Source organism: Pseudomonas sp. HK3 (assembly GCF_052920985.1).
Map to the genome: position 1 here is coordinate 2138337 of NZ_JBREXD010000001.1, position 22487 is coordinate 2160823.

A 22487-nucleotide genomic window follows, 5' to 3' on the forward strand; every position below is an offset into this window, starting at 1 on the left:
TGCCTAGCCCAGCTATTGCTGGGTTTTTTTATTTATAAATTTTAATGTTTAGACCGCTTTTCCGCAACAGTGACCACTTGCCCAAGCCCACTGAAAATTAAAGCCGCCTAAGTGACCTGTGACATCCAGCACTTCGCCAATGAAAAATAGGCCTTTTACGTTTTTAGCTTCAAAGGTTTTCGAACTTACGTCATCGGTATTAACGCCACCTAATGTCACCTCCGCTTTTTTATAGCCTTCTGTACCACTGGGAATAAATTGCCACTGTTGAAACAAATTTGCTATGGCTTCTAGATTGCTGTGTTTGTATTGTTGAAGCGGCTTTGTTAAATCGGTATCAGCACAGAATTTTTCGATGACTCGTTCAGGGAAGTGCAGTTTTAAAATACTTAATAAATGTTTGTTTGGGCTGTTTTTTTGATGATTTGTTAATTCAGCGAATAAGTCTACATCAGGCAAACAACGAACGGTGATGGTGTTTCCTGGTTGCCAATATGAACTTATTTGCAGCACGGCAGGGCCAGATAAACCCTTGTGAGTAAATAATATATTTTCGCGAAAGCTTTGGTTGCCACAGGTTATTTCACTGTCGAGGCTAACACCACTTAATCCTTCAAAGCGGGATTTTTCGGTGGCATCAAATGTAAAAGGTACAAGCCCAGGTGTTGTGTGCGTCACATTTAAACCAAATTGGCGTGCAATACGGTGGCCGAAATCGGTCGCTCCCATGGTCGGGAAACTCATGGCGCCAGTGGCGATGACAAGTGATTCGCATTGGTAGGATTTATGTTTACTTGTCAGCAGGAATGTTCCGTCACTTTGTTTTTTGATGGAATCAATACTGACATCTAACTGGATAATCACACCCAGTTGCTCACAACGATCAAGTAGCATACCTAAAATAGCTTCACTTTTGTTGTCACTGAATAGTTGCCCCAGTTTTTTTTCGTGCCAAGGTAAACCGGCTTTATCTACCTCTGAAATAAAATCCCATTGGGTATAGCGCTTTAATGCGGACTTACAAAAATGAGGGTTTGCACTTAGGTAGTTTGTTGGCTCGGTGTGCATATTAGTAAAATTACAACGGCCACCACCGCTAATCAGAATTTTTTTACCAGCCTTATTAGCGTGGTCAAGTACCACAACCCCTTTGCCATTTTCAGCGGCACTAATGGCACACATCAGTCCAGCGGCACCGGCACCAATGATAATAACTTGATTTGAAGACATGATTTTAACGCAGTAAATAAAAATGCAATGATAGCAGAATTATGCACTTGAGCGTATGAAATAGTAAGTAACACATGCACACATTTATTTACTTAAACCCTGTGATCCTGCTACTAAATATTCAGGTTTATTTAAGAGTCACACGGTAGAATGCACACCAATATTTAGGAGTTTATATGCGTTGTCCTTATTGTAAAAAGTCTGTTGTAGGCGAGAAAAATGTTGAAATATTGACCGGAATTGGCCCAGCGCACCGGCTTTGTTATGAGCAGACGATTCTAAGTCAGCGAATATTTGAAGGCTTAAATTTACCTCGCTTATCGGATGATAAATTATGCGAATTACAAGAAATGTTGCTGACTGAAATCAATAGTCGAAGCCATGTGTCCGATGACGTTGAATTATTTTGTTGAGTAATGATCCTTGAAAATCTCGAAAAATCCCCAATATTAGCAGTCTAAATCTTAGGGGGTTGTATGATATTAGTGTGTTCTGTTTGCTCAGGTTTAAATCGCGTACCTGATTCACGTTTGAATGAAGGCCCTAAATGTGGCAAATGTCAAAGTGCGGTTTTGCCTGAAGCCTCTTTAGAGGTTAATGCTAGCCAGTTTAACCGTTTTATTACCAAGAGTGAGTTACCTGTCGTGGTGGATTTTTGGGCGAGTTGGTGTGGCCCTTGTCAGGCTATGGCACCCGCTTATGCGAGTGTTGCTAAAAAACTTGCCGGTAGAGCTATTTTATTAAAGGTAAACACTGAGACTGAGCAGCAGTTAGCGGCTCAATATGGGATACGAAGCATTCCCTCGCTCAAGGTATTTAAACAGGGCAAAGTTGTGAATGAGTTAGCAGGTGCATTGCCAGAGTCGCAATTACAAGCCTGGGTAGAGCAGGCAATTAAATAGTAACGGTACACTTGTTTTGTTTGCCTTATAAAATTCTTATCGGTGAACCCTTGTTCAGCGCTAAGAATTTGATTCTAAGTTATAAAAACAGCACTTTTTTAGTGTTTTTCTGATAAATCACTCTTTAGTGCCATATACACAAAATGTAATGGTATTAGTCTTTGATCTATAAAAATAACGTATTACCTACTGCTTAATCACAAAATAATAAGAGAAGATTATGACCTTTGTTGTTAGAAGCGCTTTGTTGTTGATTCTATCCGGCCTATTTTCGATTCATTCGCATGCTAATTCTGCTTTGCTCAACCATGCCCAAGCTGCCTTTCAGGCAATGTCGGCTTTGTATATGAAAGCTTTATCTGAAGGTTCCCCTAAGTACCAGTCGGACTTAGACAAGTACAAGGCGCAGGCTGTTGAAAGCTTGAGGGTTTTACAGCAGCAAGATGCCATATTAGGTGGCGAGTGGATGAACAGATGGTTATCCATTGCAGACAACCTAAAAGCAGAGTACAGCCCAGAATACGATTGGGACGTTGAATCGGCCACACGCCGAGATGCGCGCAGTTATCTTTCTGATTTATACGCTCTGATCACCACTGACCCAGTATTACAAGAAAGCAGTAATCAAAGCCTCTTGGCTCAGGTTGAGGTTCAGGCTATAACCGCACGCTTCTTTGATGTATCCAGTACCTATAACGGCACAAACTCATTGGCACCGTATGATGCTGATAAGTTAAAACCTAAGGTGGCAAGCGAGCAATTTAAGGCGCGATTGGATCGACTGGCTCAATCGTTAGGTCAAGCAAGTGCTAAGCGTGTTTTATCTGCAAAAGCAAAATGGGAATTTGTTGAAAACAGTGTGGTGAATTACAGCGATCAAAGTGCTTATTTTTTGGTTTATGCCACTAAAAATAAAATCTCAAAAGTGTTACAAAATGTACAAACGAGCTTGGCGGTAAGCGCCATTTAACACAGTTGGCCTGCCAGCTTTGGCAGGCTGCCCTCTATTTATTTTGCTAAGCAGTTATTGGCCATTTCGTTAATCTTACTCGTCATCTGAAGATCATACTTTTTAACAATCCTTTTAAACCGAAGCGTATATTGGCATTGATTTTTTGGTGGCAACCACTCATCAGGGCCTTTTGCACCTTTAGCGCGGTTTAGTGATGCTTCTACTGCGATTAAATTGATGGGGTCATTCGCAAATTCAACGCGCCTCTTTTTTGGCCATTTATCGGCCCCATGCTCCCAAGCCCATTTAAGGGGCACAACATGATCAATATCTAACTGTTTTGCATTTGTAATCACATTGCCTGTAAACATCGAAATCCAGCGGCCGTGTGCAGCCTGACAGTTGTTTGAGGATAGCGTGGCCTTGGTGCTGGATTGCTCGATTAAAACTTCATGTCGTGTGTTTTGGCAATCTTTGTCAGTGTCTGCCCAGCCGTGGCCAAATGCACTTCTTGAATATTGGTTAGTGGCCACTGAATGGGTTTTAGGCTGTGCAGTGATTTTAGGAAGACGCCCGCCTGCTTTTAAGCATTCACTAAGTGATGAGTAGGGCTCAAAGCGCTTCACTCGATCATAAAATGGGCTGGTTGGTTCATGACAAATTTTACTATTGGAAAGCTTAATAATTTGACCGTGTGATAACACACTCGTAGTAATGAAAAGTAAGCAGGCGAAGCCGTTACGTAATGACAAAAAAGACACTCTATGGCAAAGGTTTGCATGAGTATCCGTTTGATTCAGTGTTGTCCATAACTCTCATACTTAGGTATTAATTATAGACGGAGACAAAAAGCCCCGATAGTGCGGTTGACTGAAAGTGTGACGGATTACTATGAGTCGTATGAATCCATCTAGATAAAGGGTTTTATTTCAGGTTTTGCGGCGAGCGGGCATGAAGGCGAGCAATTTAGTGGTTGAAAAATGTGCGTCTTTTGCGTGAAGGGGTGAACTTAAAAATGGTAGCCACCATGGCGGGCCATAAATCCACCGAGATGATTGAAAAACATTACGCCCATTACCTCCCATGTGATATTGATGCTGCAATGAGCATATTCTAACAACGGCTTAGCCATTGGTAGTGGCATTGAAACCTAAAGCCAAGGCTCAACCGTTTTATAGTTACCAATCACAACCTGCTGTGCCTCAGGTTTGGCTTCCTGTTTATGTGGATCTAATCCATATGCTTTTAACACATATTGCAATAAGGCCGCCTTACAAGGTACAGCCAATTTGTTACGCGTCATACCGTAATCATAGGCAATCACTTGTTGCTGGGGTTTTTCAAGTCTTGGGTCGGGTGTAATGGATAATTCAATATGAGTATTCCAGGCGGCATCGTCTGATTTACCATGTTCACTTTTACCCAGTAAATCAGGTTCACCACGAAAACGACTCAAAACAAAATCGCGGTACTGGCCATTTTTTTCACAATAAGCACGCACATGCCAGCGCATGGGTGTACACACCAATGTATGGGGCACAATAATACGGCCATCGGTTGCGGGGTTATTCACTGATGTGTAGTCAATATCAACACGTTTCTGTTCGCGGGCGGCATGTACAATGGTGCGTAAAATGACAGGGTCTACTTTGCGGCTAGGCAGTTGCAGCATGTGAGTATTAGTAAAGCCTAAATCTAAACTCGCAAAGGTATGGGCTAAATCTTTCGTGCGACTAAGCACATGCAGGTATTCATCAGCGGTGCCCGTTGTCACCCTGGGTTTAAACTGTGGGCTAGGCTCATAACCCTTTAAGTGTTTGTTATAGATAAGGTTATTCGGCGCAATTTCATTCAAGTAAGCGTTGATATCTTTACTGGCCTGTTGACGGCCAATACCAAAACTATTCACCAAGTGATTGGTGGTTAATCGCCCCTCCCAATAAGCCACAATTTCAATTAAGCGATAGCGTAATAATAAATCAAACCGTATGGGCCAATCGTTATTCATAAAACCCCAGTGTTACATCTGCTTGATTAGGCGACATGTGCATGTGACCAGTATGGATATGACGCTTAATACGACATAATCTAATTCAATACATTAATGAACACAAATACTCAAATTAATACAAAAGGAATCACCATGAGCGAATCAGAATTAACCGCCAAACAACTTGAAAATCTAATGATGGAAAACTTACCATCAATAGAAAAACAAAAAGCCATGGTAGAAGAAATCGAAGCGCTAATTGGCAACGGTGTTGACCCAGAAGCCGCATTGCAAAGCGTATTTGGTGAGCTTAATAGTCGTAAATGTTAATAAATAAAAATGTAAGTTTTTGATATTTACAAGTGCTGTACGTTTGTGCAATGTTATGCAACATAAAGGAATGAGATGAAATGAGTAATAAAAAGCATCTCGAAATAAAATAATAAGGATGCAAAATATGGATATTTTACCGTCTAGCGACTTGAAAGCTATTTTGCATTCACATCGAGCAAATTTATATTACCTCGAATACTGTCGGGTCATGCAAAAAGATGGACGAGTTTTATATTTAACCGAAGCCAAAAAAGAAAATCAGTACTACAACATACCTATCGCTAACACCACTTGCTTATTATTAGGCACAGGTACATCCATTACCCAAGCTGCCATGCGCATGTTAGCGCAAGCTGGAGTATTGGTCGGATTTTGCGGCGGTGGCGGCACGCCCTTATTAATGGCCAATGAAGTTGAATGGCTTACACCACAAAGCGAATACCGGCCGACTGAATATTTACAGGGTTGGATGAGGTTTTGGTTTGACGATGAAAAACGATTAAAGGTCGCCAAAGCATTTCAAGTAGCGCGTATTCGATTTATACAGCAAGTGTGGGAAAAAGACCGCGACTTAAAAGCAGAAGGGTTTGTTTTTAGCGATAGTGGTATTCAGCGTGCGCTTGATACCTTTTACACCAGAACCGAAACCGCTATAAAACCATCTGATTTATTGCTAGCCGAAGCACAACTAACTAAAGTACTTTATAAGTACGCCGCGAGTCACACCCACACCGAAAATTTTACCCGACAACATCAATCGACTGATAAAGCGAATGACTTTTTAAATCATGGCAACTACCTAGCTTATGGCTTAGCCGCTTGTACTTTATGGGTGTTGGGTATCCCTCATGGTTTTGCGGTCATGCATGGCAAGACTCGTCGTGGTGCTTTGGTATTTGACGTGGCTGATTTAATTAAAGATGCCATTGTTTTGCCTTGGGCATTTATTTGTGCAAAAGAAAATGCAAGCGAACAGCAATTTCGTCAACAGTGCTTACAGGCCTTTACAGACCATAAAGCATTAGAGTTTATGTTTAATCAGGTAAAACAGCTGGCGCTAGGTGAAGGGCATGAAATGTAAATTTAGAAGCGGTTTTAGCCCGACCCAATATAGGAAGAGCTGAATATGATGGTGACCTTCATATCTCAATGTGAAAAGAACGCATTGAAAAAAACGCGCAGAGTATTAGATGCCTATGCCGATAGAATAGGTGATAACACCTGGCAAACCATTATTACAAATGAGGGCTTACTATCAGTAAAAAAACTGTTGAGAAAAACAGCCAGCAAAAGTACAGCGGTGAGTTGCCATTGGATACGATCAAGGGCAAGAAGTGATTTATTGTGGGTGGTAGGTAATAGGTTGAAATTTAATGAGCAGGGCATAGTGCCAGTGAATAGAACAGAAAAAGAGGTTTTTATGGATGTCATAACCGACAAACCTAAATCTGGCGTACTTTATGCCAATACAAAGTTACAGCCTTTGGTTGAGCACTTGTTTGCCGTGGGCTACTTCGCAGAACAGCTACATAAACAGTTATTCCCTGATAGCACACAATTCTCGATGGTGAATTTTGTAGCGGGTTGTTTGCATGATGTAGGAAAGATAGACCCAAAATTTCAAGAGTGGGTCACTAACCCTAAAAAGAAAAGCTTTGTTGCTGAGGATGGTCAGCATATTGATGATGCAAAATTCAGTTTTGAAAAACACCCGCGCCACAATGAGGTATCATTATTTCTTTACCATCTTTTAGATAATGCGGAGTTAAAATCGCTAAATCCAAGCAATAAAGAATCAATTAAGCATGCTATTTATTGGCATCATGCTAAGCCATATCGTAAAGATAAAAGCAGTTTTACAACCTATAAAGACATTGGTAAAAAACTAATCGCTAACCAAAAAGGTGTGTTGCTGAATGATATTTTAGGCCAAGTACATGCCTTACTAAACCAAGTGATGGGGGTAGACAAAAAATATCGCTCAGCAACGAGCTCAATTTTGAGTAAAGCTGTGAATAATGAAATAGTTTTAGAACAAGAATTGACTATTTCAAGTTCATTGCACACGCCCAGTTATAAAGAATATGAGCTAGAAGAGTCTGTTTCTGCTAATCGTACTAATGTGAAAATAAATGCACTAAATAATATTGCGCGAGCATGTGTGATCACAGCCGATAGAATTATTTCTGCAATGAGCGCATCAGAATTACATGAAGCCATACTTCAGGCAAACGCTTAATCAAAAAGTGAGTGAGCTACTTGAGGTTGAATCTACTCTTAGCTCAAATATTGAAGCTTGCCTGAGTGCGTTTTATCCCAATAGTGAGCGCAGCATTAAGCAAAACGATATTGCAAAACAGCTAACCTACGCTGAAGATGTTGCTGTATTAGCGGGGGCTGCAGGTTGTGGTAAGACCAAAATTGCGTTGGAGTGGGCAAAACTGCAAGGTACAAAACGAATTATTTGGGTCTGCCCACGGGTGCAAGTCTGCCAAGGCTTGTTTTATGAATTAACCTCAGAGCAATACTTACCTAATAGTACGATTGAAATAAACACAGGCGAGTTTAAATTTCACAACCATTGGGATAACCCGATCCCAGAAGGTGAAAACTTCTCTGGTGATGTTGTCATAACCACCATAGATCAAATTTTAGGCTCTGTGATCAGCCATACCAATGCGAATACCCTTATTGATTTTCTAAACAATCATGTGGTCTTCGATGAGTTTCATGAATACGTAAACATGCCCGCGTTCAACTTACTATTTGCCGAGCTAATAGCCGCTAAAAAATTCAAAGAGCAACAAGCGAATACGCTATTGGTGTCAGCAACACCGCATTATGTGTTTGTTGAAGAATTATTAGGTATTCACCCCGATGACATCATAGAAATGCCATCGTTTAATCAAAGCCAGTATCAACTCGATTTTAAGCTATTTGATGATTCAAAAATCGATAACAGCAATCCATTATTTACTTCGCAAAGTGATTGCACCTTTGTTATTAGCAATATGGCACTGACCGCACAAAATGGTTTTATTGCCAATCAACATGATGAAAATGCGATATTACTGCATTCAAAATTTATCAAAAGCGACAAACAGAAATGGTTTGAAGAAGTATTTGAATCATACAAGCGCGGCGGCACACGTAAGTTTGAAGTGTTGCGCAGCGGTCCTATTGTTCAGGCGTCATTAAACATCAGCTGTGATTACATGGTTGCTGAAATTACCAATGCAGAAGATTGCCTTCAACGTTTAGGGCGCTTAGATAGATTTGGTGAAAACGAAAAGGTCAATATTTACACCTTGGCAGTGCCAGAATCCATTGCAGCATCAAAAGGCAATAGCCCCGCGTCACGATTTTTATCTAAGTTGTATGTGCTTAAGTCTGTGCGCGAATGGTATCAGTTTTTATTAAATTCATTAGAGCATAAACAGTTCAATTTACCTGATATTTACAGGCTTTATAAAGACTTTCACCATTTAGAAAATACAAAAAAATATATCGAAAGTGATTTAGTGGCTGCATTAAAAGCAAGTATTACGAAAATCAATGCAAAGGTGATAGACCCGATTGTTGTGCCACCTAAAAAGAACAAAGAGAAAAAGCGCGGCAAAATTAGCAAAGGCTCCTTGCGTGGTGATAACCGATTCGTGCAAATGGCAGTCGTTGACCTCAGCCAATCTGAGTATCAATACCTTGAACAATATGCTTACACAATACCGCTCGATGATGTCAGCGATATTGATAACTTAACCTATTCCACTAATGCAATTTTAGGCTATGGACAAAGCGATAAAGATTTACTTTCACACATGTTCAAAAAACACAAAAACATATTTGGTGTGAAAACATCATATACCGATCAAGGTCTATTAAATGAAGCTCGTGACCCTGAATCACCCATTTATTTAAGCTATACCACTAACGATTTACTGGCCGTGGGCGGAGAAAGTGCCCGCCATCTGCATGCAATATATTATGCCGTCTGTGAAAAACAACCCATAGGCGCAATGTCAATTAAACAAATTAATCAAACCACAGAAGATGAGGAATAAATCATGGAAAAAGTAACAGGAATTAAAAGTGTTGATTTCAAAATTAAAGCAGTTGGTCATGGCGTTGTGAATTGGAATGGCTCTCCTCAGCTTGAGTTCTGGAAGGATGGTGCATCAAAGCCGACTAAGGTAAGTAATCACAACATGCCTAAATTGCGAGGGTATAGCAATATTAAAGATTTCTGGGAGGATGGTTCTCCAAAATCGTACCAGCATCCAAGTAGTGTGGATTTTAGCAAAGTTAAACTCTACATAAGTCAAAATTGTATTCGTCACCACCTATTTCGATGTGAACCTTACAATCTTCAATCACCTGAGTTATTAAAACAACCAATAAAGCTACTTTGCTCACTAGTTGGGTTGTTACGTGGCTATGTTATCCCAAAAAATGAAAATAAACGAACAAGCCCTTTATTGTTAACTGATTTTGTCGATCAGTTGGGTAACGGTAATTATGAGCAAATGGGGCAGTCTGGCAGTAAAGAGAAAAAAGAAAATAAAGATGGCAAAGAATCAAGTAACTCTATTTTTTCAAAGACTACCTTTGGTGATACTGAGTACATTGCTTATGGTTCAATTAGCATAGAACAGCTTCAGTTCATTCCTCTTTGCGCTGACTTTGGTCGTCAGGCGTATATTGTTAATAACCATTCTGAAGGTAGAGAGGTTGCAAAAACATTAACGAAGTATTTTCAAGAAACCTTAGGGCGGGAAAATGCATTGGCCACTTACCATGAAAACTATGTTCGTAGAGGTTCAATTTTTGATGAGGGCGAGCAAGGGATTTTATTAAATGATGATGCAATTGATGTTTTAGTTAACGAAATGGTTGGTCTAATTAGAGATCTAAATATAAAGCAAGCTAAGGGGTATATGTTTGTAGAGGACGTATCTGTGGATTATAACGATGGTGTTGGAAAAGATATGCTGCGCATCAAGCATTCACCAGAAAAGATAAATTCAGAAAAAGAAAAAGAATACGCTGTCTATTATGAGGGTAAATAGTATGCGCATATTAATAGAATACGACTCATGTTGGCATATGAGTTTTCTTGGGGATGATGATAAAAAACCAATTGAAAAAGTAAATGGTAAAACTAACATCCCAAGTGATAAAGGTTATATGCAGAAATTTGTTGCCACTTCCAAAGCTCAGGGGCAGAAAGAATCGCATACCAGCGAGAATACAGTATTAGGTGTTTTATCTAGGCTCATAGGTGATCAACGGAAGCTATACCAAGCAAGGAATTCTAGTAATTTTTATTTTTCAGATATTGAATCATGCATTTCATTTAAAGAAATAAAAACGGAAGCAGCTAATGAATTGGTATATTTAACAAATAAATCGGATGATAGGTGTTCTCAAGGTAACTTTTTAGGCGTTATATCAGATGATAATCCTTGGTTCTCTTCTAAAATATCTCCTCAATTCTGGTCTGTTTTGTATTTGAATAAAAAAGATTTGCTGGAATTTATTTTATCTGAAAAACCAAACTCATTAATAAATGGTGAGTTTGGATATTCTAAGCCCATTAATTTACTTTCAAGATTAGATGAAATAACTGACATAAAAGGTGATATAGGTTCACCTTGGTTTAGTGCTGAACGAGTGATGCTTCAGCGAGAAAATTTAGAAAAAAAATTAGTTGTTGAGAGTGGTAAAGAATCGGATTACAAAAATAAATTTGTAGTAGCACCTCCTAAAACAGATAAGCAGAGATTGGTATATAAAAATAAAATTGAGCAATTTGAGAATAATTTAACAGGAATTTGTAAGCAATTGGAAAGCTTAGGTACTGTTGATGAGTGTTTGATTACTCAAGAGAAGCTTAATAAAGCTATTGCTTTAATAGTGGGTGAATATCCTGATATTGAGTATTGGAAGGATGGTGTGTTATATCCGTATCGGTTATATGCTGTCGCTTTGTATTTGCAAGCACAGAGATTAATAGATGAAGGGTGTGACCTAGGCTTCATGATTAATGCAAAACATGAACTTCAAATACAAGGGTTTTCCAAGCGTGGTTTTAATGGTGTGAGGGACTGGCTCAATGCAATGACTGGAGGCCGCAAAAAAGCTGTAGGCACTCCTTGCAATATTAAAAAGCAATCTGGTTTTTTGGAAATTGAGTTGCAGTTAGATTCTCAGGCAAGAGGGCTTTATTTCAATAACATGAGCCGAGCCCAAGAAATAAAAACGCTCATTGAAAATGCCGGAGTATCAAGTTTTTACCTCGGTAAAAAAGGCCTTGCTTATGTTTCAAGTATTCGAGTTTAGGAGGAAGTATGGATTCTTATATTGAACTACAACTAAAACCTGATGCTGAAATGCGTGAAGCTGAACTCAGTAGTAAGATTTTTACCAAATTTCATAAAGCACTGGTAAAGCTAAATACCAATAGTGTCGGTATTAGCTTCCCGCAAGTACATTTAAAACTGGGTAGAGTATTTCGTATTCATGGCCAAGCAAGTTTGCTCAATGATCTACAAGGGCTCGAGTGGTTAGGGCCTCTGAGTGGCTATTGTCGATTAAGTGATATTTTAACCGTACCTGAAAATACTCAGTATCGCGTTATTTCTGAAAAAAGAAGTAATTTAAGCAAGGCAAAACTAAGGCGCTTAATAGCTAGAGGTAGTATTGATAAAGAAGGCGAAAAACGCTACAAGGTTAAAATGTTAAGTCAAGGTTTTGATAACCCTTATCTAGACTTGTTCAGCAGTTCAACAGAGCAAGTACATCGCAAATTTTTTGAGTTTAGTGATGTCAAAGCTGAACCTATTGATGGCGTCTTTGATTCTTATGGCTTAAGTAAAACAGCTACAGTACCTTGGTTTTAACCTAAAAAATAAGCGCTCTTTAAAAACGTAATAAAATCAATGAGTTATATTTTGGCTTTTAAAAAGGGTTAATTTCTATATTTACCTTTATGGCTTTGATATAGCTCGTTTTTTTGTTTATATTTCATAGTTCACTGCCGCACAGGCAGCTTAGAAAAATATTCACGCTGTTGATAGATACCAGGCTTTGTTCACTGCCGCACAGGCAGCTTAGAAAATTCGATTTAATGCCGCCGCCAATTCACGCACGTTCACTGCCGCACAGGCAGCTTAGAAAGTATATCAGCTCCACACAATCGCTAGCTTTGCGTTCACTGCCGCACAGGCAGCTTAGAAAGAAGGGGTAAGCGTTCTACAAACCCAATTAGAGTTCACTGCCGCACAGGCAGCTTAGAAATCAAAATTCAGCTTGTCGTCTATTGTGATGGTGTTCACTGCCGCACAGGCAGCTTAGAAAATCCCAACTTAAACAAGTTTAAGCAGCATTCAGTTCACTGCCGCACAGGCAGCTTAGAAAAAAGACAAAGCGCTGCAACTTGGCAAGGCATTGTTCACTGCCGCACAGGCAGCTTAGAAAATTCACGATGCTTTGGCCGGTGGTTGTGGTCTGTTCACTGCCGCACAGGCAGCTTAGAAAACCATTTGGTTTTTGTGGTGCCTATGCCCGCCGTTCACTGCCGCACAGGCAGCTTAGAAAGTTAATAATACCGTCACGAACATCATCACTACGTTCACTGCCGCACAGGCAGCTTAGAAATAGCGGCTTTGTTAATTTGTGTCTCTAATGCCGTTCACTGCCGCACAGGCAGCTTAGAAAACGACCAGCGCGACGACGAAGACGAATAAACTGTTCACTGCCGCACAGGCAGCTTAGAAAGTACAAACAACTTACGGATTGACGCACGGTAAGTTCACTGCCGCACAGGCAGCTTAGAAATATAACTCTAAAAACCCCAACGCCGCAAAAAAGTTCACTGCCGCACAGGCAGCTTAGAAATTCTAAGTTTACACCACGTAAGTCTACACCTTGTTCACTGCCGCACAGGCAGCTTAGAAATTTGTATATCCGAACCACTTGGTCGTCAGCGTGTTCACTGCCGCACAGGCAGCTTAGAAAACTAACTTAGGTTGTTTTGATAAAGACGGTGTGTTCACTGCCGCACAGGCAGCTTAGAAAATTTCTATCTGTTCCTGCGTTTTTATTTTAATGTTCACTGCCGCACAGGCAGCTTAGAAAGTGAACTTCGCTTAATTGATGAATCAAACAGCGTTCACTGCCGCACAGGCAGCTTAGAAATTATTATGCCAGCTGCACACAATTGGTGATTAGTTCACTGCCGCACAGGCAGCTTAGAAATTTTGATAAACCACAGTCTTAAGATTAATAGAGTTCACTGCCGCACAGGCAGCTTAGAAATAATCATTCTATTTATGTGGTAGGTAAAGATAGTTCACTGCCGCACAGGCAGCTTAGAAACTTGTCTGGGCTGTCTTCGTCGTACACTTCATGTTCACTGCCGCACAGGCAGCTTAGAAAATGAAAACAAAAAAACGCATCTTAGGGGCGAAGTTCACTGCCGCACAGGCAGCTTAGAAATGCAACATCTTGTATTGCGTCAAGTGCTGTAAGTTCACTGCCGCACAGGCAGCTTAGAAATAGAACCGTGACATTTGAATCGGCGTTACCAAGTTCACTGCCGCACAGGCAGCTTAGAAAGTTCTCAGCGTCTATCTCATCAATACAGGTAAGTTCACTGCCGCACAGGCAGCTTAGAAATGTAATTCGGTCGCCAACAGTAAGGTCGTCTAGTTCACTGCCGCACAGGACAGCTTAGAAATTTGATCATTTTAACATTTAATAAGTCAATAGGTTCACTGCCGCACAGGCAGCTTAGAAAAGCCTTTTAGGTTTTGATCTAAGTCAAATTCGGTTCACTGCCGCACAGGCAGCTTAGAAATTAACAATTGCGTCTAGACTACCAAATGCCCAGTTCACTGCCGCACAGGCAGCTTAGAAATATACCTTAGTTTGATTTCTTTTAGCTCCTCAGTTCACTGCCGCACAGGCAGCTTAGAAACGCATTAAATACAATACTAGATGCAGCAGAATGTTCACTGCCGCACAGGCAGCTTAGAAAGTTCTCAGCGTCTATCTCATCAATACAGGTAAGTTCACTGCCGCACAGGCAGCTTAGAAACGACTCTACGTGGTATAGATGGCGCAGAGCTTGTTCACTGCCGCACAGGCAGCTTAGAAAGTTCAGTGTTATAAGGCATGATATTGCTGAATGTTCACTGCCGCACAGGCAGCTTAGAAAATTAGCCGCGCCCGTTCTCACCGAAAAAAACGGTTCACTGCCGCACAGGCAGCTTAGAAATGTGACACTCAGCATATGAAGCACCCGTTGTGGTTCACTGCCGCACAGGCAGCTTAGAAATCACAAGGCAGGACGCGAAGAATAAATATAGAGTTCACTGCCGCACAGGCAGCTTAGAAAAATCACCCAGTATCCAAAAGGCTTGTGTTTATGTTCACTGCCGCACAGGCAGCTTAGAAAACACATTCAATAAGTTCACTGGCAGACATGAGGTTCACTGCCGCACAGGCAGCTTAGAAAATCAACTACCCGCAAGCTTGCGCTATCAATAGGTTCACTGCCGCACAGGCAGCTTAGAAAATTATAGGTATCTCTCCAGCGTATTCATCTAAGTTCACTGCCGCACAGGCAGCTTAGAAATTAACGCTCATACATGAAAATTTATCACTAACGTTCACTGCCGCACAGGCAGCTTAGAAAAAGGCATTGAGTATTGTGCGTGTGAAACAACCCCGGTTCACTGCCGCACAGGCAGCTTAGAAAACCGTAAGCGCCATTCAACGCCAGTTTGAAAGGTTCACTGCCGCACAGGCAGCTTAGAAAAAGCTGAAGCGCCTTGTCCTTGGCTGTTCCACGTTCACTGCCGCACAGGCAGCTTAGAAATCAATTATTTTTCGGTCTATTACTTGACCGTCGTTCACTGCCGCACAGGCAGCTTAGAAATCACCGATACATCGGCACCCACCTCAGTAATTGTTCACTGCCGCACAGGCAGCTTAGAAAACCACCAGCTAAACCAGATAATCCGGCCGCAAGTTCACTGCCGCACAGGCAGCTTAGAAAGCTCACCCAAATTTCATCAAACCCAGCGGCGGGTTCACTGCCGCACAGGCAGCTTAGAAAAACAAACCCCAGACCGGGACAATTTAGACAAAGTTCACTGCCGCACAGGCAGCTTAGAAATAGGGTGCGGGATTAACTTCATTTCAGCTTCAGTTCACTGCCGCACAGGCAGCTTAGAATCTTGCTGGCAAAACGGTGTACTGGATTTAAGCGTGAAGCTGGGGCTTTGCCTCAGAAAACAAAAAGCCGCTAAATATTGCTATTTAGCGGCTTCTAGAATTTGTTGGCAACACAGCGGCCTTGAAATTAGTGAACCTGTGCTTTTGATTCTCTGAAACGAAAAAAACCGTTAAATCGTGAGATTTAACGGTTTTTTAGAATTTGGTGGCAATACCGCAGATCTTGAAATTAGTGAACCTGGGTATTTTTGCTCTGAAATGAAAAAACCCGCTAAATAGAGATATTTAACGGTTTTTTAGAATTTGGTGGCAACACCGCAGATCTTGAAATTAGTGAACCTGGGTATTTTTGCTCTGAAATGAAAAAACCCGCTAAATAGAGATATTTAACGGTTTTTTAGAATTTGGTGGCAACACCGCAGATCTTGAAATTAGTGAACCTGGGTATTTTTGCTCTGAAATGAAAAAACCCGCTAAATAGAGATATTTAGCGGGTTTTAGAATTTGGTGGCAACACCGGGATTTGAACCTGGGACCCCATCATTATGAGTGATGTGCTCTAACCAACTGAGCTATGTTGCCTTTGAAACGGCGCGCATTATTACCATTTGAGTCATTACTGTCAAGTAACTTTGTTATTTTTTTCAATGACTTACACTTTTTATACTTATAGCGCCTTGTTGCATGCGTATAGGCCCTAAACCCTGTGTTTCACTGAATGCTTATATATAGGTATCGCAATGATCGTCGATACGGAGGTTTTGGTGCTTTTATGTGCAAACGTAATGCTCTAATTGGCTGTATGTGTTTGATTTTATAGTAAAAAATACCAACAGTTCGTAATTTGGATATTTCTTTTGCTGGGGTCTAAATATAGCTGTTAGTATGAGTCTGGATATGTTTTTCCTTTCGTGTCATTGGTATGTGGTTGTAGGGTTTATGGGATGCAAAAACTAAGCAGAGTTGAGTACAACACGGAGTCCTTACAGCGGTTGGTTCGAAGTGTTACGTTTTTTAAAGAGATTGTGCAGGTTGATCAAAAGCAGTTCGATTTATTATTAAGTGTCTGTGAATTTGTTCAAGCGCAAGCAGGTGAAACGGTTTTACAAAAAGGCAATCAAGATCAGGTACTGTACTTTTTACTGAAAGGTCAGATGTCGGTTTTCTGTGATGATGATGGCGAGAGCTTAAACATCATTAACCCTGGCGAAGTCTTTGGTGCGTTATCAATGGTGACAGGGCGTGGCCGAAATGCCACTGTTAAGGCGCAAACAGATGTGGTGTTGTTGGGAATTGATTTTAAATATTTCCGTGAAATAGACGACTTTAGTTTATTTACGGTTGAAACAAAATTAATCGCTTATCGAATGATGTTGCATAATGTTCGTTGGAATCTTGAAGTAAATAAAATGCAAGATCCAGCAAATGAACTTAATAAAAAGCTGTTAAAGCTACCTATCTATAAAGGTGTAAAAGGCGGTCAAGATGAATTGGTTGCGCTACATGAGCAATCACGCTTTTTAGCTGAATTGCTATGTGAGTGGAATGATTCTTATAGTGTACAAAAGAAAAATGTATTGCCAGAAATAGCCTTTTAAGACTTGATCGAGCCTTGCATGTCTAAGTAACTCACTACGCAGTTTCTGCCTGTGTGCTTAGCTTCATATAATGCTTGATCGACCTGATCTAAAAATAATATACAGTTTATTTGGTTATTGGGAATCGTATAGTTAACCCCAATGCTAACGGTGAGCTGCACTGTTATTTCACCATAAATTAATGGTGTTTTTTCTATGTTTAAGCGAATGTTTTCTGCCAGCTCTTTTGCAATATCATGCTGAGTGCTTGGTAAAATAATGGCAAATTCTTCGCCGCCATATCGTGCAACCATATCACTTTTTCGTTTAGCGGTTTCTTGAAAAACAGACGCGGCATGGCAAAGTGCTTTATCCCCAATTATATGCCCATATTCATCATTTACTTTTTTAAAGAAGTCTAAATCCAAGAACAAAATAGACAAGCTTGATTGTGAGCGGGATGCTAAATCCCATTGTAAATCTAATGCGTTATCAAAATATTGTCGGTTGTATATACCGGTTAACGTATCCGTTTGATTAAGTGCCTCTAGTTTGATTTGGTTTTCTTTTAATTTGCGCTCAATATCAAAGGCCCTCGTATATTCCTTGTAATATCGGCGGCACATTAGAATGTAATATATCCACATGACAACAACTAATGGAGCAAGGAAATGATAACTGGGGCTAAAGAAATACGCGATCATAGTCGGGCATAAAATCACCGCGATATAAAACTGAGTAAAAATGGGCTTAGGTGCCAAGCTTGAGGCCGCACCACCCACTAAGCCAACCATGATCAATGTGGTGAGTATGCCCATGTTAAAGTTTTCATCAATGACAATTAAATAGACATGAATGCTTGAGAGGGTAAGGGCGTGTGAGAAGGCCAAGCTAAACAGAGCAATGCGCCATATACTAGGCGAGATAGCATAAAAGTACGGGGTGCTATAAGCATGGGCCACCCTTACCACGCTAATGCCAATAAACAAGGCTGTAAATGTGACGGCCAAATTATAATTAATACTGAAAAAGTCGGCGGCAAACGCTAATAGCGGCCAAGCAGTGGCATATACAAATAAGCCGGGAAAAGAACGGCTTAAAAAATCCATGTCGGTACGCTTAGTAAGGTCGCTGCTCATAATACGTTTAACTGACCAGTATTATATGAGTGTAGTTTAAGTCATTATTTTTATACCATTTAAAGGTGATTTTAAATGGTATGAATGTATCAAATTACCAGTAAATCAAGCGTATTGCCTATTTTATGTGTGGGAATAAGGTTGATACTTCCTCTGGGGTTAAAGCCTCTACACGCTGGATATTATTTTCAGGTATGGACTCAGGGTCTGGATATTTTGAGAGTACATCCGCTAAGGCGTCTTCCCTAATTAAATGCAAAATAGGATAGGGCGCGCGATTGGTCAGGTTTTCTTTGTCGTCAGGATGGGTGCCGTCAAACTGGTAGTGAGGGTGAAAACTCGCAAGCTGAAGCGTGCCTTCAAGGCCTGCACGCTGTAGTAGCCATTGTGCTTGTTGTAAGTACAGCATGTAATCTTCAAAGCTGGTGAGTGCATTGGGTATGATCAGCAACGTTGTCTCTCTGTCGCAAGGCTCCATGCTTTGCAATTCATCTAGCGCGGTTAAAAAGGCGCGGTCTAATTCAGATTCGTTATCGCCGGTAAATATATCTAAGTGCACTTGATTCATGCGTTTGGGTTTGGCCGCAAATGGGCATAAGTTTAAGCCGATAACGACGTCGTCTAGCCATTGATTTATGTTTTTTGTAATCGATTCGATCATGATACTGTCTTGCATTATTAAACCATTTTTTCACAGAACGTAAGCCAGCGCTGTATACCTGCGCTGCGGTGTTTTTTCTTATGTAAAATAAAATACAGTGTGCGCTCAAAGTCACGCTGGGGCACGGCCAGTTCGACTAAGTCTTTACGTCTTAGGGCATCTTCTACTGAAATTCGAGATAGGCATCCAAGGCCTAAGCCGCTGGCAACCGCACGTTTAATCGCCTCGGTGTGTTGCAGTTCAATGGCGATTGGAATCTGCGATAAAATACCATGCATAGCTCGATCAAATGCTTGGCGCGTACCTGATCCGCTTTCTCTTAAAACCCATGAGTAGTGTTGAATATCTTCATCGGTTAATTCTTTTTTATGCGCTAATGGGTGTTGCGGTGAACAAAATACACAAAGATCATCGGTACGCCATGGGATGATGTCTAATTCGGCATGTTGGATTTCACCTTCAATCATGCCCACATCAATGTCGTAGTTAAGCACTTGTTGCATGATGTTTTGTGTATTGGCCACACTGAGATTCACTTCCGCGTCAGGGTGCTCAGATAATAAATCGCTTAAAATGGTGACGGCTAAATAATTACCAATAGTGAGGGTTGCGCCAACATTCACTGGGCCTGCATCTTGGTGCTGTAATAGTGCTTGTTCTAATTCTTTGGCTTGCTCTAACAGCGCTTCGGTGCGTGAGCGAATGAGCCGTCCTTGTTCATTTAATTGTAATCGTTTACCCACACGGTCAAATAATAAAATATCAAATTGTTGCTCTAGCTCTTTTAGTGCCGAGCTAGCGGCGCTTTGGCTCATGGCTAAGCTGTCTGCCGCTTTTGATATGTTTTGAAAGTGAGAGGTGGCTAAAAACACTTCAAGTTGTCGTAGGCTGAATTTCATGATGTTACTGGCTCGTTATTGAGTCCTATCAGTTGCATGCTCTCTTCCGCAAAGCCTGTACCGGCTTCTACATAGTAGTTAAAGACGTTATCCACACCGAATTCGATTAAAGATGTGCGTTCATCTTCGTAGCGAGCAATGGCGGCAATATGCCCTTTGTAATCGCTGATTTGTAATTGCGTGGTGATATCACGAATGTCGGTGACAGAAGGCATGGCTAACATGACTAGCTTAATATGGCTAAGCTCTCGTGTTTCCCAGAAATCGGCATCCTCTGCATCACCAATGATGACATTGCGCCCACGTTCTCGGTTAAGCAATGCTTTGGTGGTATCAGACTCTACACCCCATACTTTATCCCCAAGGCGCTCATGCAGCACGTCATAAGAGCTTCGCCCAACACGGCCCATACCTATAATGAGTACCTCAGCATGTTTTAATTGCTCTTGGTATTCAGGCACGGGTTGAGGGCGCTCAAAGTATTTAACCCAGGTACGCATGTAGGCGTACACGGTATGGGCATACTCATAAAAAATACTGGTAAAGATGAATGAAATACTAACCGCCAGTGCAATGATCACTAACCACTCTTTTCCCAGCCAGCCATTGCCCACACAAAGTGCGGCGACAATGAGCCCGAACTCGCTGTAGTTGGTCAAAATCATGGAGCCTAAAAACATGCTGCGACCCGGTGCGCGTAATGCCGCCAATATATGAAACAACATGACGCCTTTTATGATCAAAATAAAACTAATCGCCGCAAGCGGAGTGATCATGTCGAAGCTAGGTAACGCGGTAAACCCGATAGATAAAAAGAAACCGATCAAGAATAAATCTTTAAACGTATAAAGGGATTTAGCCAGCTCAGGCCCTTTGCTGTGTTGGCTTAATAATAAGCCAAAAATAAGTGCCCCTAGATCCCCTTTCAAATTAACGAGGTTAAATAATTCATAACCGCCTAAGGCAAGTGCAATGCCCACTAACGGTAATAGCTCACCGTGGCCAGCTTTATCAATAATGCGGTCAAGAAACCACTTAGCAGGGAACAATAAAACAAGGCCTAGCGCATAAATGCTGGGGACTTTGCCGGTGGCGGCCACTAAAAAGATCACCGCTACAATATCTTGCATGACTAAAATACCGACCGCTAATTTACCGTGGCGGTTTTTCATTTCAGACTTCTCTTCTAACAGCTTCACGACGCACACGGTGCTCGAAAAACTTAAAGCAAAGGCGATCAGTGCAAGAGCTGGCCACTCAAGGTTCTCTAAATACTGGATGCCCAATAAGGCAAAGCCTTTTAGCAGTATGGACCCAACCACAACCCAAGACAGCATGTGCAAGCTGGCACCAGCCCAAACCGTTGGTTTGAGCAAGGTTTTAAAGTTAATTTTTAAGCCAATCGTAAACAGCATTAAGGTAATGCCGAGGTCCGCAAGACTTTGCAGGTTATCTAGTGGTTGCACGCCTAACCCATGCATGCCAAAACCCGCTAATAGGTAACCGATTAAAGGGGGGAGATTCATTTGTTTCGCGGCAAAGCCACATGCAAATGCAATGAGAATCCAAATAAAATCCATGGGCGTTACCTGATATATAGACCGGTAGAGTATAGACTATTGATATCTATAAAATCGATAATTTATAGATAAATTACCCATTTTGCAAATATAATGGCAAGGCCTATGCTGTGAGCAGACATTTATTAGATAGACAGGTGAAACATGAAAGGCTTCAACAAGGAAACTGTCACCAGCGTACACCATTGGAACGATAGCTTATTTAGCTTCAAAGTGACGCGCGATGCAGGCCTACGCTTCAAAAACGGCCACTTTATCATGATTGGATTACAGCTCGAAGATAAGCCTTTAATGCGTGCCTATAGTATTGCCAGCGCGAATTATGAAGAAGAAATGGAGTTTTTTAGCATCAAGGTGCAAGACGGCCCATTAACCTCGCGTTTACAGAAAATTCAGCCAGGTGATGAAATTTTAATTAGTAAAAAGCCGACAGGCACCTTATTGGTTGATGATTTATTGCCGGGCAAAAACTTATACCTTTTAAGTACGGGGACGGGCCTTGCGCCGTTTTTAAGTATTATTCGTGATCCGTACACGTATGAGAAATTCGACAAGGTGATTTTGACTCACGGAGTGCGCTACAAATCGGAATTGGCTTACCAAGATTACATTATGAATGAGTTGCCAAATGATGAATATTTAGGGGACATAGTACGAGAAAAATTAGTGTACTACCCAACTGTGACCCGCGAAGAGTATGAAAACCAAGGTCGCCTGACCGACTTAATGGCGTCGGGTAAATTGTACTCAGACTTAGGCCTGCCCACACCCAACAAGCAAGATGATCGCTTTATGCTGTGCGGCAGCCCAAGCATGTTAAAAGACTTAACCGCCATATTGGATGAGCAAGGTCTAAGCGAAACACGCCACGGCAACCTAGCCGAATACGTGATCGAAAGGGCGTTCGTTGAATAACTCGCGCGTCATGGTTTTGTAATAAAACGTCAGCCGCTTGAATGATCAAGCGGCTTTTTTGTGCCACTCA

At 41.2% G+C, this 22487-nt stretch carries 19 protein-coding genes, 1 tRNA gene and 2 CRISPR repeat arrays; of the genes, 12 read left to right on the forward strand and 8 right to left on the reverse strand.

Annotation, left to right across the window (positions count from 1 at the left end):
* Window positions 1-48: 48 nt before the first annotated feature.
* On the reverse strand, window positions 49-1230 hold the full coding sequence (locus tag ACU6U9_RS09995) for an NAD(P)/FAD-dependent oxidoreductase (RefSeq protein WP_446734871.1): 1182 nt from the start codon (window positions 1228-1230) through the stop codon (window positions 49-51).
* A gap of 176 nt (window positions 1231-1406) precedes the next feature.
* On the opposite strand from ACU6U9_RS09995, the gene ACU6U9_RS10000 reads away from it, so the two are divergent.
* From ACU6U9_RS10000 to ACU6U9_RS10010, 3 genes are all read left to right on the forward strand, one after another.
* Window positions 1407-1643, forward strand: coding sequence for a hypothetical protein (locus ACU6U9_RS10000; RefSeq protein ID WP_446734872.1), 237 nt, complete (start codon window positions 1407-1409; stop codon window positions 1641-1643).
* A 63-nt stretch (window positions 1644-1706) separates the two neighbouring features.
* A complete protein-coding gene (gene trxC, locus ACU6U9_RS10005; protein ID WP_446734873.1) occupies window positions 1707-2132 on the forward strand; it encodes a thioredoxin TrxC in 426 nt (141 codons plus the stop codon).
* A gap of 220 nt (window positions 2133-2352) precedes the next feature.
* On the forward strand, window positions 2353-3102 hold the full coding sequence (locus ACU6U9_RS10010) for a hypothetical protein (protein ID WP_446734874.1): 750 nt from the start codon (window positions 2353-2355) through the stop codon (window positions 3100-3102).
* Window positions 3103-3140: 38 nt separating this feature from the next.
* Here ACU6U9_RS10010 and ACU6U9_RS10015 read toward each other — a convergent pair whose 3' ends face one another.
* Both ACU6U9_RS10015 and ACU6U9_RS10020 read right to left on the reverse strand, forming a co-directional pair.
* On the reverse strand, window positions 3141-3836 hold the full coding sequence (locus tag ACU6U9_RS10015; protein ID WP_446734875.1) for an HNH endonuclease family protein: 696 nt from the start codon (window positions 3834-3836) through the stop codon (window positions 3141-3143).
* Window positions 3837-4234: 398 nt separating this feature from the next.
* Window positions 4235-5092 carry a WYL domain-containing protein gene (locus tag ACU6U9_RS10020; RefSeq protein ID WP_446734876.1) on the reverse strand — a complete coding sequence of 286 codons (858 nt, stop codon included), beginning with the start codon at window positions 5090-5092 and terminating at the stop codon, window positions 4235-4237.
* 135 nt (window positions 5093-5227) lie between these two features.
* Between ACU6U9_RS10020 and ACU6U9_RS10025 the strand changes: the two genes are divergently transcribed.
* From ACU6U9_RS10025 to cas6f, 7 genes are all read left to right on the forward strand, one after another.
* The gene (locus tag ACU6U9_RS10025; protein WP_446734877.1) at window positions 5228-5404 is read left to right on the forward strand and encodes a hypothetical protein; all 177 of its coding nucleotides are present in this window, start codon (window positions 5228-5230) and stop codon (window positions 5402-5404) included.
* Window positions 5405-5531: 127 nt separating this feature from the next.
* Window positions 5532-6488, forward strand: coding sequence for a type I-F CRISPR-associated endonuclease Cas1f (gene cas1f / locus ACU6U9_RS10030; RefSeq protein ID WP_446734878.1), 957 nt, complete (start codon window positions 5532-5534; stop codon window positions 6486-6488).
* A 45-nt stretch (window positions 6489-6533) separates the two neighbouring features.
* Window positions 6534-7646: a CRISPR-associated endonuclease Cas3'' gene (locus ACU6U9_RS10035; RefSeq protein ID WP_446734879.1), complete on the forward strand. Its 1113-nt coding sequence runs from the start codon at window positions 6534-6536 to the stop codon at window positions 7644-7646.
* Window positions 7618-9468, forward strand: coding sequence for a DEAD/DEAH box helicase (locus ACU6U9_RS10040; protein ID WP_446734880.1), 1851 nt, complete (start codon window positions 7618-7620; stop codon window positions 9466-9468). Before ACU6U9_RS10035 ends, ACU6U9_RS10040 begins: the two co-directional genes overlap by 29 nt.
* Window positions 9469-9471: 3 nt before the next feature.
* Window positions 9472-10473 (forward strand): type I-Fv CRISPR-associated protein Cas7fv, encoded by a 1002-nt coding sequence (gene cas7fv / locus ACU6U9_RS10045; protein ID WP_446734881.1) that lies wholly within the window; start codon window positions 9472-9474, stop codon window positions 10471-10473.
* A 1-nt stretch (window position 10474) separates the two neighbouring features.
* Window positions 10475-11746, forward strand: a complete 1272-nt coding sequence (gene cas5fv, locus ACU6U9_RS10050; RefSeq protein ID WP_446734882.1) for a type I-Fv CRISPR-associated protein Cas5fv — start codon at window positions 10475-10477, stop codon at window positions 11744-11746.
* An 8-nt stretch (window positions 11747-11754) separates the two neighbouring features.
* Window positions 11755-12306: a type I-F CRISPR-associated endoribonuclease Cas6/Csy4 gene (gene cas6f, locus ACU6U9_RS10055; protein WP_446734883.1), complete on the forward strand. Its 552-nt coding sequence runs from the start codon at window positions 11755-11757 to the stop codon at window positions 12304-12306.
* A 129-nt stretch (window positions 12307-12435) separates the two neighbouring features.
* Window positions 12436-14084: direct repeats of the CRISPR family, unit length 28 nt; unit sequence GTTCACTGCCGCACAGGCAGCTTAGAAA.
* Between the two features lie 92 nt (window positions 14085-14176).
* Window positions 14177-15647: direct repeats of the CRISPR family, unit length 28 nt; unit sequence GTTCACTGCCGCACAGGCAGCTTAGAAA.
* 504 nt (window positions 15648-16151) lie between these two features.
* Here the strand turns inward: cas6f and ACU6U9_RS10060 are convergent.
* Window positions 16152-16228: transfer RNA gene (locus ACU6U9_RS10060), tRNA-Met, on the reverse strand.
* Between the two features lie 362 nt (window positions 16229-16590).
* Here ACU6U9_RS10060 and ACU6U9_RS10065 point away from each other — a divergent pair.
* Complete coding sequence (locus ACU6U9_RS10065; protein WP_446734884.1) at window positions 16591-17244, forward strand: Crp/Fnr family transcriptional regulator; 654 nt, start codon at window positions 16591-16593, stop codon at window positions 17242-17244.
* Here ACU6U9_RS10065 and ACU6U9_RS10070 read toward each other — a convergent pair.
* From ACU6U9_RS10070 to ACU6U9_RS10085, 4 genes are all read right to left on the reverse strand, one after another.
* The gene (locus ACU6U9_RS10070; protein ID WP_446734885.1) at window positions 17241-18362 is read right to left on the reverse strand and encodes a GGDEF domain-containing protein; all 1122 of its coding nucleotides are present in this window, start codon (window positions 18360-18362) and stop codon (window positions 17241-17243) included. The genes ACU6U9_RS10065 and ACU6U9_RS10070 overlap by 4 nt on opposite strands.
* Window positions 18363-18480: 118 nt before the next feature.
* On the reverse strand, window positions 18481-19038 hold the full coding sequence (locus ACU6U9_RS10075) for a DUF1415 domain-containing protein (protein WP_446734886.1): 558 nt from the start codon (window positions 19036-19038) through the stop codon (window positions 18481-18483).
* 2 nt (window positions 19039-19040) lie between these two features.
* Window positions 19041-19922, reverse strand: a complete 882-nt coding sequence (locus tag ACU6U9_RS10080; RefSeq protein ID WP_446734887.1) for a LysR family transcriptional regulator — start codon at window positions 19920-19922, stop codon at window positions 19041-19043.
* Window positions 19919-21502, reverse strand: coding sequence for a cation:proton antiporter domain-containing protein (locus tag ACU6U9_RS10085; RefSeq protein ID WP_446734888.1), 1584 nt, complete (start codon window positions 21500-21502; stop codon window positions 19919-19921). The genes ACU6U9_RS10080 and ACU6U9_RS10085 overlap by 4 nt, the downstream gene beginning before the upstream one ends.
* A gap of 144 nt (window positions 21503-21646) precedes the next feature.
* Here ACU6U9_RS10085 and ACU6U9_RS10090 point away from each other — a divergent pair, with 144 nt between their 5' ends.
* The gene (locus tag ACU6U9_RS10090) at window positions 21647-22417 is read left to right on the forward strand and encodes a ferredoxin--NADP reductase (protein WP_446734889.1); all 771 of its coding nucleotides are present in this window, start codon (window positions 21647-21649) and stop codon (window positions 22415-22417) included.
* Window positions 22418-22487: the final 70 nt, after the last annotated feature.